The following is a 17,017-nucleotide window of genomic DNA, read 5'->3' as shown; positions in this document are numbered from 1 at the left end:
CCGGAAGCGCTTCATAGTGTTCGCTGGAACCAGCGCACCGCTCCCGGAGACAGATGGCTACTACACGTATGGCGCCATGCGCCGCGTGTAGCGACGCACCGGTCGATATTGCATCGTGCGTCTTTTCATCGAACGAATATATCGCGCCATTGACCCGTTCGGTTCCCGATGGCCACTTTCTCCGGTTCACCGCGCGACTGCGCGAAGCCATACAGCAGGAATCCATATCATGCAAAGAAACAATTTCCCGTATCCAAATGGGCATATCCCGGGCTACCACACGAACTACCCGAACAGTCCAGCCCCAGCCTATCCAGTTGTCCCGGCTCCCTATGCCAACCCCTCGGTTCAGGACTATGCAGGACCGGTCGCGCGCCCGGTGCACAGGCGCGTGACGCCTCCGGATGCGACGTTTTACGGCAGTAGTCAATACCAGCGGCTTTCGGCCAGGTTTACGCCTTCGTCTGCCAGGTCTGAACAGCAAAATCCTTTCACGCCGCTGGCGCCGTTACCGCCGCCAAGCCACTATCTGCAGGCCCCTCCAACGCTGCTCCACAACCCTTTCTTCGTTCGCTCTGCCGCCCCGGACCCATTGCAGTTCGAGTACACCACGGACGAGATAACTCTTTTACGCTCTGCCGGATTCCGTCATGCAGACCGGCAGCGCCTGGGCAACTGCCCCGACGCCCAGTTCCGGTTTGTGATGCGTCATGCAACATGGCTCGCCGAACATCGGTTCACGCCCAGCGACATGCTTGGAACGGCACGCCTGGCGCCCGCCCAACGCCATTTCGTGGCGCAAAAGGCCCGCTCTCTGCGGAATATGGGCTTTACGCCCATCGACATGAACGACCTGGCGATCATGTCGGATAGCAAGCGGGAGTTCATCCTCAGCCATGGCATGCGACTGCGCGCCACCGGATTTTCGCCCCTGCAAATGATGCTGCTGGCCAACCGCCCCAACGATGAGCGCCGTTATGTCGTGGTGTACGGCGTAGAGTTGCACGAGCGCGGCTACAATTCGGTGCAGATCCGGCAGCAGGCGATTCGTCCGGAACTGCGCCCCGACCTGACTCCGCGCCAGGCACACGCGGTATCGTCGAGGGCGCAACAGGGCACGGCTTATGCCCCGCATCGGACAGCTCGTCCCGCCGCCATCATCGGCCCCCCCATCCAGCCGACGTTGCCGCCGCCGCGGCGAGTCAGCACCTCGGAAATGGCGCTCAGACAACGCCTCGTCGCGCCGGCCGTGGACGGTAGCTCTCCCCGTCGCGGGCACGTGCAGCTGGAGGAGCAGCCACGCAGGCGCACGACGCCTTCGGCCAATTCGCTCACGTCGGCTGAACGTGAAGGGTTCCTGGCCATCGGGCTGGCGCCGGAAGCGCTCGACCGTCTTGCCCGCTGCAGCGCCACCGTGAGGACCTATGTACTGGCCTATGGCGGCAACCTGTTGGCAGGCGGCATGGCGTTCGAAGAAATCCTGACCATGGCCGAACAGACCTCCGGTGCGGACAACACGCCTGCCACCGGCACAGGTCAACACCCCGGCGCCCAACAGACGCACGGCGGACACGACGAAGAACTGGCGCAGATCTTCTCCCGTCTCTCGACCGAACAAATCAATCAGGACCCGTGGCTGGCGGACTCCGGGAGTGTCCTCCCGCGCTCTGCATCACCCGGGCCTATGGAGAACCCGGTTGTCGCCTATCCCCGAAATAATGCACAGCTGGACGGTACCCAGCTGACGGCGCTTGAGCATGCCCATACGCGGTGGTCATCCCGTCATACCCCCCATGTGACACGCACCAGCGGCGAAGATTTTTATCGCGATACAGTGCCGTTGGCGCTGACGCAGAAAATGGCGACAGCGGATGATCATCCCAACTTGCGTCTGCTGTTGGCCGGCCTGGCTTATGCCGAGGACAACCGCCATGCAGACACGGCGCCGGGCCATCGAGAGCGAGTCAAAGCGCTCACCTCCTACCTGACCAGCACCGATGATCCCGATCTGCTGCGCAATTGCGACTCTGCTGCGGCCGAAGGTGTCACGCATTGCGGTGATCGTGTGGCCTACGGCCTGACACGAGTCGAACAGACCATCCTGCAACGCAAGATCGAACACGGCGAAATGCCTCCGCGCAAGCTGTTCGAGAGCATAGAAAGCGTTTTCCTGCAGCCACGCGTAGAAAACATGGCAGCCTATCTGGCCAATGCGCGCAAGGCACGCGGCAACATACCTGCAACGCGGGCCAATTTTACTCCCGAGAGTTTTGCCGAACAGCTGGAACAGGCGGCCGAGGCCAACTTCACGCGCACCAGAGGCAGTGCCAGGACGACATTGTTCAGTTCAGTTCGAAGCATGATCTTCGGCACTTCAACAACCAACAACGACATCACGATAGACAATTCGGCCTCGGAAAGCCTCGAAATGTATGCAGCGCTGGCGCCGGTGCTGATCGGCGAAGGCATCCATCTGGTGGAATCGGCGCGACGCAGCACTTATGGGGCCATGTATTCGATCGATCCGTTGGAGAAGGAGTATGCCCTCAAGGAGATCCGGCGCCATGTTCGCAACGGCAGCGATGACTTCCTCCAGGAATTCGAAGGAAACACTGCGGTAGAGACGATCCTTCGACGCCGGTTCCAGGATGATTTCCGCAATATGCGATCCGAACGGGAACAACTGCAGGATCAGGCAGATGACGCGTTGTTCGATGCCGACGCGCCTCCTGGCACACAGGAAACCGTGCGCGAAGCCATGACGGCACTGGCCACGATGGAAAAGGAATGGTATCGGGAGAAACTGAAGGTCGTGCTGCGCCAGCGCCATCTTCTGAATAATCTTCCACCGCTGGCGCCAGATTTGGCCTTGGATTGAACGGAACCTTTTCTTCATTGGCGACATTCATGAACATGGCAAGCGCGACACTCTTCAACCTGTTGTCGAACGGCGTCTCCGAAAAAGAAATCCCCCCGTTTCGATTCCGGACCGATGACCGCGCTTCCCGCCGAACAGCCACGTTCACCTGGCGCTCCGTTCGGCGGCAAGTAGAAGAAGGCCGCGCCACCTGGTCAGGCGCCTGACCCTAATAGCGCATCCGGCCGCGGCAGAATATCGCCGCGGCCTGTTCCCCGGCATTGGCCGAAACATGCAAGAGACCGGCCCCTTGTTCGCAAGGCTTGGGGGAACGCAACGGCCGGACCAGACAAGCCAGACTCACCGATCAAAGGAGCAAAGTGAAACCGCAGACGACATCGCCGGTCTTGCCTGACGCTTCGCGTGAGGAAGATCAACACTACACGGCTGCAGCGCAAGCGCAGCCAGGCAACCCGGCCCCTGCTGCCGGCGCCCACCGGAAATACGACGTCGACGACCTGTTCGGCGTCTATCCATAACATTATTTCAGCATGTACTGAACTTGATGACGGCGCCCGCGGGCGCCGTTTTTTATTGGAGGCTCGAACATGTTCCGCTCCATACCTATCCGCAATACCCCTCCGGTCGGATCTGCCGACGTGTCCTTGGCCGTCGTCCAGTCGGCGCCGGCGCCGCGGCCGCAGGCTATCCGTGCGCTGTTCGAGACGCTGCCGCCGCTGCAGCAGCAAGAGATGGAACTGGCCATACATGCCTATCTGCAATGCGGGCGCTCGCCCAACTTCGATGCGCTTGTCGAGCTGCGTCGGGCAATGGATGCTATCAAGGAAGAACTGATCGAATCCGACAGACTGGACGGCACCGATTTCGCCAAACCGCTGTTTGCCCATGCCGAACAGAGCCTGGCGGTCGATAACGACTCGCCACAAGCACCGCAACTGTTGCTGTCGCACCTGGAAGCCACGCTCATCCAGTACCAGCGATGCGACATCGGTCTACGCCAGGATTTGACGCCGCAATTGCATGTGGCACTAAGCCGCTATCTCGACCTGATCAACGATCGTCATATGCAGGCCCCGGCGGACGATCATACCGAACTGGAGCAACGCCACGAGCAGACCCGCAATATCCTTTTCGAGCCGCAGCGCCAGCGCATCGTGCGGGAGTTTGCACGGCGCGCAGCCGGGGACGATGGGCCTGTGTTCGATGTCTTCGCCCATCTTGGCATCTCACCCGGCTACCGTGCCAGCGAACAGGACCGCGAGGACTTTCGCGCTTTGTTCGAAAGCGGTCGCATCCTGCGCCACAAGATGGTCTACACCCCACCCGCAGAATGCCGAAAACTGTATGAGCAATATGCAAAAGAAGTCGAGGAGGCGATGCGGAACGACGGCATCGACGGCGACCTGCGCGACATGATTGCGGTGCGCACCTATACCGTCAGCTCCAATGAATTGAACCAGGCGTTGCGTGAGCAAAACCTTGAGGTCATCGACACTTTCGCGCCTTACTTCAAGACGTTCGTTTCGGGACTTGCTAACCTTCGCACCAGCAGTTCCACGATGTATCCCGATGCTGACGGTTTCATCACCCTGCTGCGAGCAGTGCGGTTGAGCGAAGAAGAACTCTTTCGGGCTGGTTACGTCCCGGGAGTCGTCTTCAGGCAACCGACGCCCATGAGTTGCAGCGATAACCCCAACGTGAGCTATTGGACGCTGCGCGGCAATTACAACGTCCATATCAAGGTGCGCTGCAAGGTTGCCCATCGCACCGGAGAAATCTCGCGTCATGCCCATAGCGAAAGCGAGTGGATTGCCTCCCTGCATCTCTGGATGGCGGTCAAAAGCCTGCGCTGGCTGCCGGGAGGCACGCCATCCCATCCCAATGTCGACCTGGTGTTCGAGGAATGCGACCAGCCGCGTCCGGCGCCCTCCAGTGCCGTGCGATAGCACTTTTACATCGGTTCCCCGGCGTGAGGAATGTTGAGACATTCGATTGGCGAATTGTCCTACAGTATTTTCACGCCAGCGCCTCGACGCGCCGGCCCTGAATAAACAGGCGCAACAAAACCGGCAGTGTCGACAGCCAGGCTTTCTCGCCCGGCGATAAAAAGGGGAAGCGACGTGGTTGCCTCAATCAACACAACAGGGGAGTGGTCCGCCGGCTTGCGTGCGGATGATCGCAAAAGGTTCCGACGCACGTTATGGGCCATCGGCCCGATGCTGAGCCTGGCCGCCTCGGCGGCCCACGGACAGAGCCTGCCGGGCGCCGGCGAACTGCTACGCGACCTGCGCCCGGCGCAGCCATTGGTCGCGCCGGGCAACCAGAGCCTGCCGGCCGAAGCGCCGCTCGGCGCCGCACCGTTGCCGGCAGACATCGGTCGGGAAAGATTTTCCGTGAGCGGTTTTCGTATCGAAGGCGCCATGGCATTTTCACCAGACCTCCTGGCCCGGCTGTTGCAAGACCTGGTCGGCCCGGAGCGCAGCCTGGCCACGCTCGATGAAGCCACCGTTCGCATCACCCGCTTTTACCGCGAACATGGCTACCTGCTGGCGCGCGCCTATCTGCCTGCCCAGCAACTGGACCAGGGCCTGGTGCGTCTGCGGGTGCTGGAAGGACGTCTGGGCGAAATCCGGCTGCATAACGCATCACGGATGGACAACGCCGCGCTGCGGCAACGACTGGACCGGATCGGCCTGGGCTTGCCGCTGGTCGGCACCCGGCTGGAACGGGAACTGCTGCTGATCAACGACCTGCCGGGCGTGGCGCTGCGCTCGGCCTTGACCCCGGGCAGCTCGGTGGGCAGCACCGACCTCGAAGTGCAGGTGGCCGATGAGCGCAATGCCGAAGGCGAAGTCAGCCTGGACAACCACGGCAATCGCTACACGGGCGCCGTGCATGCCAATGCGGCATTGGCACTCAACAATCCGCTGGGCATCGGCGACCAGTTGCAGTTCAACGCCATCAGCGCCGGCAGCGGATTCAACTACGGCCGCCTGGCTTACCAGTTGCCTCTGGGCGCGGCCGGCGCCACCGTCAATGTTTCGTATGCGGTCATGGCGTATCGGGTGGGCGCCGACTTTTCACGGCTCGATGCATCCGGTAGCGCGCGGCTGGGATCTGCAGTCCTGGCCTATCCACTGGTACGCAGCCGCCGCCTCAATGTGGGATTGCAGTTGCGCCTGGAAACCAAGCGCTTCAATGATCGCATCGGCCTCATCGATTCGCGTCGTAACAAACGCATCGATACCGCCACTACCGCAGTGACGGCAGACAGCGCTGACGGCTGGCTGGGCGGCGGGCAAAGTCGGGCACTGCTGGGCGTGACGCTGGGCCGTCTGCAACTGCCCGCTGCGGATATCGCCGACGACCGGGTCGGGTACCGTACCGAAGGCCGTTTTTCCTATGGCAGCCTGCAGGCCACCCGGCTGCAGGCGTTGGGATCGCAATGGGAGGGCTTGCTTCAACTGAGCGCCCAATATGCCGCAGGCAATCTGGATTCGGCACAGAAATTCTCGATGGGCGGCCCCTACGCCGTGCGTGCCTACCCCTCCGGCGAAGCCCCGGCCGACGACGCCGTCATGCTCAACGTCGAGCTGCGCCGCGCGCTGGCCCTCCAATGGCAGGCGTTTGCCTTTGCCGATGCCGCGCGCGGACGCCTGAACCACAGCCCGCTGGCCAGCGATGGCGCCAACCTGCGCAATCTTTCCGGTGTCGGACTGGGAACGCGCTGGAGCCACCCGCAAGGATACCGCTTGCAAGCGACGCTGGCCTGGCGCACCGGCCTGCCGGCCACTTCCGAACCCGACAAGTTGCCGCGCTTCTGGCTGCAACTGGCAAAGAGTTTCTGACTCCCCTCCGATCGCCCCTCACAGGAATACATCATGCCTCGACTCCCTTGTGACGCCGGCCGTGCCTACGGCTACCCCGCCCTGTTTCCCCTGCTACTGCTGGCCGCCGCCGCCAACGCCGCCCCCACCGGCGGGGCGATCAGCGCAGGCAGCGGCAATATCGCCAGCAATGGCGCCGTCACCACCATCACCCAGGGCAGCGACAAGCTGGCCATCAACTGGAACAGCTTCAACATCGCCGCCGGGGAAAGCGTCAACTTCGTGCAGCCCTCGCGCGAGGCGATCGCACTGAACCGGGTACTGGGCAGCGGCGCCAGCGAGATATTCGGCAATCTCAACGCCAACGGCAGGGTGTTCCTGATCAACCCCAACGGCATCCTGTTCGGCGCCGGCGCCAGCGTCAACGTCGGCGGCCTGGTGGCCTCCACCTTCGGTCTGTCGGACCAGGATTTCATGAATGGCAAACTGCGCTTGAGCGGCAATGCCGGCAACGTCACCAATCGCGGCCGGATCACGGCCGCCGATGGCGGTTTCATCGCCCTGCTGGGCGGCCAGGTCAGCAACGACGGCACGCTCACGGCGCGGCTGGGCAATGTGACGCTGGCCGCCGGCAGCGCCATGACGCTCGATTTCAATGGCGATGGCCTGCTGCAGGTGCGCATCGACCGGGGCACCGCGCAGGCGCTGGCGCAGAACCGCCAGCTGATCGTAGCCGATGGCGGCACCGTGCTATTGAGTGCGCAAGCGGCTGACGCGCTGACGCAGGCGGTGGTCAACAACACCGGCGTGATCCAGGCGCGCAGCGTCGAGCGGCGCCACGGCGAGATCGTCCTGATGGGCGACATGCAGAACGGCCTGGTCAAGGTAGGCGGCACACTCGATGCATCCTCCAGCGATGGCAATGGCGATGGCGGCTTCATCGAGACCAGCGCCGCCCGCGTGCAGGTGGCCGACGATGTGCGGATCGACACTCGCGCCGCCGCCGGCGCCACCGGCACCTGGCTGATCGACCCGGTGGATTTCAAGGTGGCCGCCAGCGGCGGCGACATCAGCGGCGCCGCCTTGGGCGCCAGCCTCAACGCCAGCAATGTGGTCTTGCAGAGCAGCAGCGGCAGCAGCGCCGGACGCGGCGACCTGCTGGTGGCCGACCGCGTCAGCTGGAGCGCCGACACCACGCTGACACTGACGGCGGCCAACGATGTCAAGGTGCTGGCCGATGTCACGGCCACCGGCAACCATGCCGGACTGGTCATCAATCCCAACACCGCCAACGGCGGCAGTGCCGCCAGTGGCTCCGGTCGCTTCATCGTCAGCGACGCCGCTGTCACGCTGTCGGGCAGCAATCCGACCTTGTCCATCGCCGGCAACAGCTACACCGTGATCAATGACCTGACCACGCTGCAAGCCGTCAACGCCAGCCTGGACAATGTCACCACTCGCTACTTTGCGCTGGGCAGCAATATCGATGCGAGCGCCACGGCCAGCTGGAACGGCGGGCTGGGCTTCGTCCCGCTGGGCGCCTGGGGCGCGGAGTTTCGCGGCGTCTTCGATGGCCTGGGACATACGGTGTCGGGCCTGACGATACAGCGGCCATCCAGCAACGCGGTAGGCTTCATCGGCTACACCAGCGGCGGCAGCATGGTGCGCAACCTGAACCTGGCCAACGTCAACATCAGCGGCAACGAAAACGTCGGCGGCGCCGTCGGCAGCAGCTTCGGCGAGATCTATAACGTGCGCGTGAGCGGCAATGTCTCGGGCGGCAACAACGTCGGCGGCGTGGCCGGGCAAAACTATACCCGCAGCGAACACATCATCAACACGGCGACCGTCTACGGCGTGACCAACGTAGGCGGAGTAGCCGGCGCCAGCTCCGGCTGGATCGTCGATTCGGTGGGCGGCGGCGCCGTCGGCGGCGGGCGCTTCGCCGGCGGGCTGGTGGGTTCCAACAGCGGCACGGTGGTCAACAGCTACGCCTCGGGCAACGTCAGCGGCGATGAATACGTGGGCGGGCTGGCAGGCTACAACGTAGCGGGCGCCACCATCTCCACCAGCTACGCCAGCGGAGCAGTCCATGCCGCAGTCGCTTACCAGGGTGCGCTGGTGGGCTACAACGGAGCGGTTTCAAGCATCCGGTCATCGTTCTGGCTGGATGCCAATGGCCCCGGATACGGCGGCAACGACGGCGCCATCGATGCCCTCACACGCGGCCTGACGGCGGGCCAGGCCAGCCTGGCCTCGACCTACGCTGCGGCCGGCTGGGACATCGGCAACAGCACCGGCAGCAGCCAGTGGCGGATCTATGACGGCAATACGCTGCCGCTGTTGCGCAGCTTCCTGCGCCCGACCACCGTCACCCCCGTTGACGGCGTGCGCGACTATGACGGCACCGCCGGCGGCACCCTGAGCTATACCGCCAGCAATGGCGCAGTCCTGTCGGGCGCATTGACCTATACCAGCGCCGCGCGCGACGCGGGCTACTACAGCACCGGCGCCGGGACGCTCAGCCTGGGGGGCCTGTATTCCGGCCAGGAGGGCTACGACATCGCCATCGCCGGCGCCGGCCTGCGCATTGCCCCCGCCACCCTGATCGTCACCGCCAATGATGCAGCCGCCACTGCCGGCACGCCGTGGGCCGGCGGCAACGGCGTGGGCTACAGCGGCTTCATCGGCGGCGACAACGCAGCTTCGCTGACCGGCGCCCTGGTATATGGCGGCAATGCGCAAGGCGCAATCCAGGCGGGACAATACCGCATCGGCGTGTCGGGCCTGAGTTCGAACAACTATGTGATGCGTTACGTGGATGGCAGGCTCACGCTGCGCGCCGCTCCCGTGAGTGTCGCTCCCGTGAGCGCCAGCGCCGCGATCGCCAGCGAGCGGGGCTCCCGCACCGAATCCTATAACGCGCCGGTGGCCCTGCTGCCGCAAGGTAGCGACCCGGCCCACAGCGGAGAACTGTTCCTGCGCATCGTCAGTGGTGGTATCCGGCTACCGCAGGGCATCACGGAAACATTCTGAACGCGGGCGCCGCCTTGATCGACGCGCGGCCGTGACGACTTGAAAAGGAGAATGACGATGGGAAAAGTATTTTCGGCGGCGTTTGCCATGCCTTTGATGGACTGCCTGTTCGACGCCGACCAATCTGCCACGCACTGCATGTACCAGGTCGACCCCAGGGACTATGGCAACATTGATAACGTCTATGTGGTCTGTATCGCCGACAATTCGGCCGTCACCCAGATCCGCGCCGGGCTGGTGATGAAATCGGACCTGGCGCACACCGATGCGATCTTTCCCTACGCGGTGACGGCGGCGATTTCCGCCAGCCCCATCCTGGCGGGCAAGATCGAACCCCAACGCTGTACGTTCTTCCCGGCCCGCATCAAGGTCGACGGCCCGCCCTTGACCGAACCCGAGATGCTGCAACTGCTGGCGAAACATTATTCGCAGTTCTCGTTTCGACGCGCCTGCTGACCACTCGAATCTCTGTTCACCGGAGAACTGGCGCCGCGACCTGCCCTTCCACTATCGCCCACTATCGGTCGAGGCAAGCACAAGTATCATGAACTCCCCGCTTTGCGAATGTGGTTGGTCCTTGCAGATCAGGATCGTTCATGCCAAAAACAGCCGGTCAGCCGCGCTCGTCACGTCCTCACCGGCGCGAGAAACGCCAGCTTTTCCTTCAGTGCGGCGATATGCTGGCGATTCTCTTCGGGCGCCTGTTCCAGTTGGCTCAGGCGGACGTGATAGCGTTGGGCCAGATAGTCCATGTCATCGATGGCGGGCTTGGGCGGAGGCACCGCCGCCAATGACGCATATCCTTGTTGCCGCAAGGACGTCAGCTTATCGTCGAGCATGGAATACAGGGTATGTTCGCTTAATTGCCTCAGCTCGCGATTGCGCTGGGCCATTGCCTGCAAGGCAGGCATTTCCGCATCTTCCACGGCTTGCAGCGCAACATAGTTTGCCTTGGCCATCGCCATCTGCCGCTCCAGATCCTGGGTGTCGCTGACAAGCCGTGCCTCGACAGGTCTCCCGCTTTCAATAGCATTCCTCTTCGCCTGCCGCAGGCTCACGTAGGCCTGGCGATGCCTTTCCTGTTGTTCAACGTAATGGCTGCGGGCCTTGGTCAGTTCAATGGGTTCGCGCCGTATGGCGCTATGGTCTTCGTAATGCACCATGCGGGTACTCAGACTCTTCGCTGCTTGCGGCGAATAGACGATCCCAGGTGCAAGACCGTTGGCATGCGCTTGTTCCAGCATATGTGTGACATACCCGTATTCAGCCTTTCCGGCCGCCTCCAGCGTTTGCCCGATCTGCTTGCGCAATATGACCAGTTGCCGCCGCTCGGGAGTAGCGGCGCCATCTTCCGGCAACAGCCGCTCAAGTTCCTCGCGCAATGCATGCAGGTGAGGTCTTAGCGGTTCATACTGCCGACTGAGGTAGCGTGCCACCGCCTCGGTAGTCATTTCTGACGCGGCTTCATCGGCGGGGATACGAACAGGCGGTACGCGGCGTTCCAATTCCGTGATCCGTCTTGCCAATGTATCCACCCGTTCCTTGAGCTGCTCGTGCGCCTGCCATTGCTGCTTCCCCTGCTCGACGAGCTGATGCAGCTGGTGCTGCGCCTGCGCCAGTTCCGCGCGCCCGGACATCAACTGCGCCCACAGCTCGGGTTGCGGCCGGGCCTGGCTACCGGGAGGCAACGCAACCGCGCGCTCCAGGGCCGCAACCGTCCCACGAAGCCCCTCGATTTTTCGTTCCAGGGCCTGCTGCGCCATTCCGTTGCGCTCCCGCTCCACGCTCATCCCGCTGAGTTCGCGGCGAAGCTGCATCTGGCGATTGCGATTCACCTGCAATTCCAGCGGCTCGGTGTCGCTAAGGTAGATATTGAGCGTATCGCGGGTCTCTTGCGAACCCATCAGCTGTTGCGCCAGCCAGTTCGCCGCAGGATGAGAAGATACCTGCACCATGTCATGCGCCCGCAGGGCGGCGATCGCGTCGGACCGCTCATTGCATCTGGCGACCAGGTCTTCGATCTGCCGTTCCGAATCGGCTACCGAAAGACCTCGCGTTTGCATCGCCTGCACCAGCTGGCTATCCATGTCCAGCTTATCCAAATAGCCTGAAATCTTCTTGCGCAATGTCTTGATTTCAGCAAACTGCTCGGCCAGGCGTTGTTGCGACGCGGGGGTCAGGTGGTGCGTTCCCGTCACGAACTGCGGCCTGGGAGCATCCAGTACGGGGATGCCGGATTTCCTGGCGCGCAGCAATGTCTCGATTGCAGCTGCGATTCCCTCGGGCGTGGAATCGTCCACCGGCGAGGCCGAGCGCGCGGCAGCCGGCAGAGGCGACCAGAAATGCAGCTCATCGCGATCGCCGGATGGCGCGCTGGCGACCCCGTAGGTCACGCGGGGAGTTCCCCGGTCACTCAGGCCATGGCTGCGCTGTTGTCCTTCCCGGGTCTGGTCGCGACGGACCTGTTCGATGAAATTGCCTCGCGCGCGATGCCCCATGGCCTGGCTCAGTCCGGATCCGGGTACAGGTACGGGTACGGGCTTACGCACGACAGGCTGCGGCGGCTGGCGCGTGCCGGCATTGGCGTGCGGCTGATTGATGCCTGCCATCTGATCGTTGGCCGGATAGGCTGGCGTGAAGTTGCCGATATAGGGATGTACCATGCCTTGCTCTCTTTCATGTGTACAGACCGCACGCTGCCCTCTCGGTCTCGTGGAAGATTCAGTGGTGAGTAATCATGCGCAAGGACAAAGTTCCAGCCGACATCGTCATGCCGTTCAGTTAAGCGCTGAACGGCATTTTCGTTTGTGGAGGTTTGTGGAGTCCAGACTCCGTTCGCCCTGAGTAGCTGCGCAGCAGCATATCGAAGGGCAGGCAAGACTGGTAAATCACGCCAGAATAAAAGCTGCCCGCAACGATGCAGGCAGCTTTTCTTTCGGGAGTATCACCAGCGATGGCTGTAGCTCACGCTCATCACCGCCCCGGAGCCTGGCAGGCGGCTGGTGTTATTGCTGTTGCGCATGAGCTGGCTGTAGGCCGGGATGTAGTACCGGTTAAGCAGGTTCTCTATCCCCAGGGAAACCGTGTCCTTGGGCGTGAGCTGATACCGGCTCACCAGGTCGACGGTGGTATAGCTGCCGACCTCCCGGCGGCCAAACGCCGTTTGTCCGTTGAGGCGGTAATCGCGTGAAGCGAAATAGCTCGCCTGCAGGCGATTGCTCCATTTGCTATTCGGCTTGTATTGCAAATAGGCCGTGAGCTTCATCGGCGGGATGCGGTAACCGCTCATCACCTGGTCGCTGGCGCTGCCCTGCGCAGTCTCGCGCCCCCACATCATTGCGTACGTCGCGCCGCCGCCCCATGCCGAGTCGTCCGGCAGATAGTCGGCGCCGGCTTCGATGCCGGAAATCTTTTCCGCGGTGCGGGTCAGGATCAGGCCATTGTTGAAGCTCTGGATATCGCCCAGCTTGGAGGTGGTGTGAAATATCGCCAGGTTGCCGAGGACGTTGCCGAACGCGCCGCGCCATCCCAGCTCGTAGCTGTTGGTCTTCACCGGCTCAAGGGAGGAGGACGAAATATTAAAGGCCGGGGTGGCATTGCGGATCTGCACGCCGATGTCGGGAAGCTGGAAGCCCTGGCTGAACGAGGCATAGACTTCGTGTCCGGCGACAGGCTTGAATACGATGCCGGCATTGCTCATCCAGGAACTGAAGGAAACCGAACCGCCGCGAACCTTTTGCGGAGAGGCTGCTTTGCTCTGCGACAACGGGATGAAATCGTCGTAGCTGGCGTAGGCGCGCTCATAGCGCAAGCCTGCCTCAATCGACCATTGCTCATTGATTTTGTGTTGGAGCTGGGCAAAGCTGCCAATGGAGCGGGTGGTCAGCAACGGCATATAGATCAGGGTTCCGGTGCGTTGGAAGACGCTGCCGCCGCTTGCGTCGTACGCTGCGGCGTTGAAGATGTCATCCGGCATGTCGCTGCGCTCCTGGTTGAAGTCCAGGCCCCAGAGCAGCTTGGTCTTGTCACCCAGCGGCGTATTCAAGGTAGCGCGGCCGCCAAGTACGTGGGAGTTCTGCATCACCTGGTCGACATTGTTGCCGCGCGTGGAAACCGCGCGCGCATCGAAAGGGGTAAAACGGGTGAAGTAGTCGCGGTAGTACAGCTGGGCCGACAGTGTGCTGCCCAAGACATCCTGGTTCTGGTAATCCATGCTCACCAGGGTATTCTTGATCTGGTTCTGCTCCGCCAGCTGCAAGCCATCCAGGGGACGCGCGACGGCGGCGCCTGCCGGCAGTTTCGCTACCGCCGGATCCGAGCCGTAGGCGCTGTCCTGTTCCGCGACGTAGCGGCTGACAGACAACTGCAAGCGCTGGTTCTTGTCGATGCGAAAGCCCAGTTTCCCGCCCAGGGTGTAGTTGTCGCTATCGAACAGGTCGCCCTGGCTGGGTTCGGGCGCAATGCGCTTGCCTTTGCCATCGAAGGAGCCGCCCACATGCTGGTAGCCGACGTTGAACGCATAGTCCACCGCACCGCTGGAGCCGGACATATAGTGGTTCACCTCGCCGCCGAGGCCGTCGCTCCCAAGGCGGGACAGCGCGGATTTCAGCGTGAAGGTAGTCTCGGCATACGGTTCGCCGCCGGCGGGACGGGTGGTCACGGCGATCATGCCGCCGGCGGCGCCAGCGCCATAAATGGCGCTGCTCCCGCGCAGCACCTCGACCTTGTCGATGCTGGCCAGGTTCAGCGTGGCCATGTTGCGGGATGAATCGCGGTTGGTATTGAGCGGAATGCCGTCAACCAGGACCAATGTGTTCCGGCCGCGCAGCGTTTGCCCGTAGTCCGTGATCGTGTGGCTGGAATCGGCCATGCCGGGAACAATCTTGCCAAGCACGGTTGCCAGGCTATCGGACGACTGGCGCAGCTCATTGAGCTCTTCGCGCTCAATGACATTGCTCTGGCGCGTCGGCCGGATGATGGTGCTGCTGGTGCGTTGCGCGCTGATTTCAATCGGTTGCAGCTCGCCGATGGAGGCGCCCGGCGCAAGCGTGGGCGTCTTGACGGTATAGCCGCCGCCGGGCAGGCGCTGCGCCTGGAGACCGGTTCCCTGCAACAGGCGGGAAAAACCCTCATCGACGGAGTAAGTGCCCGTCAGCCCGGGACTGGTTTTGCCTTCCAGCAGCCGGCCATCAAATGACAAAGGCACGCCAGCGTGCGCGGCGAATGCCGGCAACGCCTGTGCCAGCGGACCTGGGGCGATGCTGAAGCTTTGCGCGGCGCTGGCGGTTTCCGCGGCGGCCGCCGGGGCCATCCAGGCCAGCGACGACATCGCCATCGCCGCGGCAGCCCAATGAACGGCTACCGCCATCGCCGATTTGCGCATCAATGCCGCGTCAGCCGGCCTTTCATCCGGCCGTTTACACACTGCTTTCCCGGGGTTTTCTGGGTAATTCATACTGAACCTTTCAATGTCCGAATTGAGCGTCTTCACTGGTATGCCCAACGAACGTTGAAAATGGCTCGGCTTTTCCGAAAAAAATTTCCGTGACGTCGACCGTGGCGGCGAAATGGCTATTTGGACACAATGCGCGCCCAGTAACGGGTGAAATAGTGGATGCGCACCGGCATGGTCTGCTCAAGCAGCGTCAGGCTGGCCGTCGTGTCTGCCAATGGGAATACGCCGGAGACGGGCAGTTTCCCGACACCGGAATCGACCTGCAGCAGCCCCGCGCGGTAGCGCCCCAGCTCTCCCGCAAAGGCCGCAAGCGGCATCTGGTCGACCACCAGCATGCCAGTGGTCCAGGCCAGGCCCAGCTCGCTGCACTGCGTTGCGGGTTCCACGGCATGCGCGGAGAAGGCGGCCTGGTACCCTGCCGGGACAAGCCGTTTTTCGGCGGGCGCGTCCGCAGGAACGAGTTCCACCGCGCCCTCATACACCGCAACATGCGAGCGCCCATCCAGTTGCCTGGCGGTAAAGCGCGTACCGAGCGGCTGCAGTCGGCCCTCGGCCGTTTCCACGATGAACGGCCGGGCCGGGCTGCGGTTATCCGTTGCGGTGGCGACCAAGATCTCCCCCTGCAGCAAGCGCACGCGGCGCATCTCATCGCTGTAGCGGACCTGGATCCGGGTCGACGTGTTCAAGGTGATTTTTGTGCCGTCCTCCAGCAGCAGGTCACGCTGCCCGCCGCGCTCCGTCACCACCGCGTCGCCCCGGCCGGGCCAGGGCGACAAGCGGTACGCCGCCCATGCGGCTGGACCTGCGGCCAGCACTAGCGCCAGCGTTTTGACGGCCGCGCGGCGTGAGGGCGCCGATGCCGCCTTGAGCGCCACCGCCCCCGGCGCCGGCACGCCTTTCAACTTGTCGAGCAGCACCGAGGCCTTTTGCCAAGCCATCTCGTGCTCGGCGCTGCGCTGGCGCCATTGGTTGAAGCGAGCACGCTCCTTGGGCGTCAACGGGCCATCGTGCATCTCCATCAGCCAGGTGGCGGCCTCCTGGAGAATTTCCTCGGATAGTGGCTGGCGTGGGGCTTGCTCCATCATCATTCGGCCCGCCCTAAACCACGCGCAGGCAATGACTATAGGCCTTGACCATGTAGCGCTTTACCGTCGCCAGCGACACGCCCAGCAAATCGCAGATGTCGGCATAGGGAAGGCCGTCCAGCTGGGCCAGCAGAAAGACCTGTTTTACCTTGGCCGGCAGACCGTCGAGGATCCTGTCTATGTCGGTCAATACCTCCAGGACCAACAAGCGTTCCTCAGGCGAGGGCTGCACCGGCTCCGGCGCGGCGGCGAGCGCTTCCAGATAGGCTTGCTCAAGATTCTTGCGGCGCAGATAGGTATTGACGACCCCTTTGGCCACCGTCGTCAAGTAGGCCTTGGGGTTGTCCAGGTTGCCCGGCAGCCGCCCGGAAAACAGGCGCACGAACGTGTCTTGGGCGAGGTCTGCGCCCAGATAGCGGCATTTCAGTTTCTGGCTGAGCCAGCCGGCCAGCCAGTTGTGGTGCTCGCTGTAGAGAACCCCGATTTGTTGATGCACCCCTGCATTGGACATGATTTACCTGCCTTCCAGGCGGCGATCCGCTGCTGGCGGCCGTCACACCTAAAATGATCAATCGAACAACAAGGAGTTTTCTCCCCCTTTACGCTTTTTCGACATGCGTTTATCCCCGTATTGTAATGACAATCATTACTATTTACAGTATTTATAAAAATAGTTCTCATTGAACATGCCAACCGCCAAAAAGAACGGCCGCGACATGGCGCGGCCGTTCTTCTG

9 protein-coding genes are annotated in these 17,017 nt (G+C 62.6%); 5 read left to right on the top strand and 4 right to left on the bottom strand.

Annotation, left to right across the window (positions count from 1 at the left end; all coding sequences use genetic code 11):
- Nucleotides 1–229: 229 nt before the first annotated feature.
- The 5 genes from FB597_RS10735 (at nucleotide 230) to FB597_RS10715 (ending at nucleotide 10,197) form a co-directional block, all read left to right on the top strand.
- Nucleotides 230–2,878, top strand: a complete 2,649-nt coding sequence (locus FB597_RS10735; RefSeq protein WP_144769528.1) for a hypothetical protein — start codon at nucleotides 230–232, stop codon at nucleotides 2,876–2,878.
- Between the two features lie 587 nt (nucleotides 2,879–3,465).
- On the top strand, nucleotides 3,466–4,824 hold the full coding sequence (locus tag FB597_RS10730; protein ID WP_144769527.1) for a hypothetical protein: 1,359 nt from the start codon (nucleotides 3,466–3,468) through the stop codon (nucleotides 4,822–4,824).
- A gap of 270 nt (nucleotides 4,825–5,094) precedes the next feature.
- Complete coding sequence (locus tag FB597_RS10725; protein WP_144769526.1) at nucleotides 5,095–6,726, top strand: ShlB/FhaC/HecB family hemolysin secretion/activation protein; 1,632 nt, start codon at nucleotides 5,095–5,097, stop codon at nucleotides 6,724–6,726.
- Nucleotides 6,727–6,759: 33 nt separating this feature from the next.
- Nucleotides 6,760–9,741 carry a filamentous hemagglutinin N-terminal domain-containing protein gene (locus FB597_RS10720; RefSeq protein WP_144769525.1) on the top strand — a complete coding sequence of 994 codons (2,982 nt, stop codon included), beginning with the start codon at nucleotides 6,760–6,762 and terminating at the stop codon, nucleotides 9,739–9,741.
- A gap of 57 nt (nucleotides 9,742–9,798) precedes the next feature.
- On the top strand, nucleotides 9,799–10,197 hold the full coding sequence (locus FB597_RS10715; protein WP_144769524.1) for a hypothetical protein: 399 nt from the start codon (nucleotides 9,799–9,801) through the stop codon (nucleotides 10,195–10,197).
- A 170-nt stretch (nucleotides 10,198–10,367) separates the two neighbouring features.
- Here the strand turns inward: FB597_RS10715 and FB597_RS10710 are convergent, their stop codons facing one another.
- The 4 genes from FB597_RS10710 to FB597_RS10695 all read right to left on the bottom strand — a co-directional run bounded on the left by FB597_RS10710 (nucleotide 10,368) and on the right by FB597_RS10695 (nucleotide 16,792).
- Nucleotides 10,368–12,404, bottom strand: a complete 2,037-nt coding sequence (locus tag FB597_RS10710; RefSeq protein WP_141911896.1) for a hypothetical protein — start codon at nucleotides 12,402–12,404, stop codon at nucleotides 10,368–10,370.
- Between the two features lie 281 nt (nucleotides 12,405–12,685).
- A complete protein-coding gene (locus FB597_RS10705; RefSeq protein ID WP_370454676.1) occupies nucleotides 12,686–15,109 on the bottom strand; it encodes a TonB-dependent siderophore receptor in 2,424 nt (807 codons plus the stop codon).
- Between the two features lie 203 nt (nucleotides 15,110–15,312).
- Complete coding sequence (locus FB597_RS10700; RefSeq protein ID WP_255463928.1) at nucleotides 15,313–16,284, bottom strand: FecR domain-containing protein; 972 nt, start codon at nucleotides 16,282–16,284, stop codon at nucleotides 15,313–15,315.
- A 10-nt stretch (nucleotides 16,285–16,294) separates the two neighbouring features.
- Complete coding sequence (locus FB597_RS10695; RefSeq protein ID WP_141911892.1) at nucleotides 16,295–16,792, bottom strand: sigma-70 family RNA polymerase sigma factor; 498 nt, start codon at nucleotides 16,790–16,792, stop codon at nucleotides 16,295–16,297.
- Nucleotides 16,793–17,017 lie beyond the last annotated feature (225 nt).

The sequence above is a fragment of the Herbaspirillum sp. SJZ099 genome, from assembly GCF_007828355.1.
Classification (GTDB): domain Bacteria; phylum Pseudomonadota; class Gammaproteobacteria; order Burkholderiales; family Burkholderiaceae_D; genus Herbaspirillum.
This window is presented reverse-complemented; position numbering and strand designations above follow the sequence as displayed.

Coding starts and splice junctions, on each gene's coding strand:
- FB597_RS10735 (WP_144769528.1), top strand. CDS start 230: ATGCAAAGAAACAATTTCCCGTATCCAAATGGGCATATCCCGGGCTAC.
- FB597_RS10730 (WP_144769527.1), top strand. CDS start 3,466: ATGTTCCGCTCCATACCTATCCGCAATACCCCTCCGGTCGGATCTGCC.
- FB597_RS10725 (WP_144769526.1), top strand. CDS start 5,095: ATGCTGAGCCTGGCCGCCTCGGCGGCCCACGGACAGAGCCTGCCGGGC.
- FB597_RS10720 (WP_144769525.1), top strand. CDS start 6,760: ATGCCTCGACTCCCTTGTGACGCCGGCCGTGCCTACGGCTACCCCGCC.
- FB597_RS10715 (WP_144769524.1), top strand. CDS start 9,799: ATGGGAAAAGTATTTTCGGCGGCGTTTGCCATGCCTTTGATGGACTGC.
- FB597_RS10710 (WP_141911896.1), bottom strand. CDS start 12,404: ATGGTACATCCCTATATCGGCAACTTCACGCCAGCCTATCCGGCCAAC.
- FB597_RS10705 (WP_370454676.1), bottom strand. CDS start 15,109: ATGGCGGTAGCCGTTCATTGGGCTGCCGCGGCGATGGCGATGTCGTCG.
- FB597_RS10700 (WP_255463928.1), bottom strand. CDS start 16,284: ATGATGATGGAGCAAGCCCCACGCCAGCCACTATCCGAGGAAATTCTC.
- FB597_RS10695 (WP_141911892.1), bottom strand. CDS start 16,792: ATGTCCAATGCAGGGGTGCATCAACAAATCGGGGTTCTCTACAGCGAG.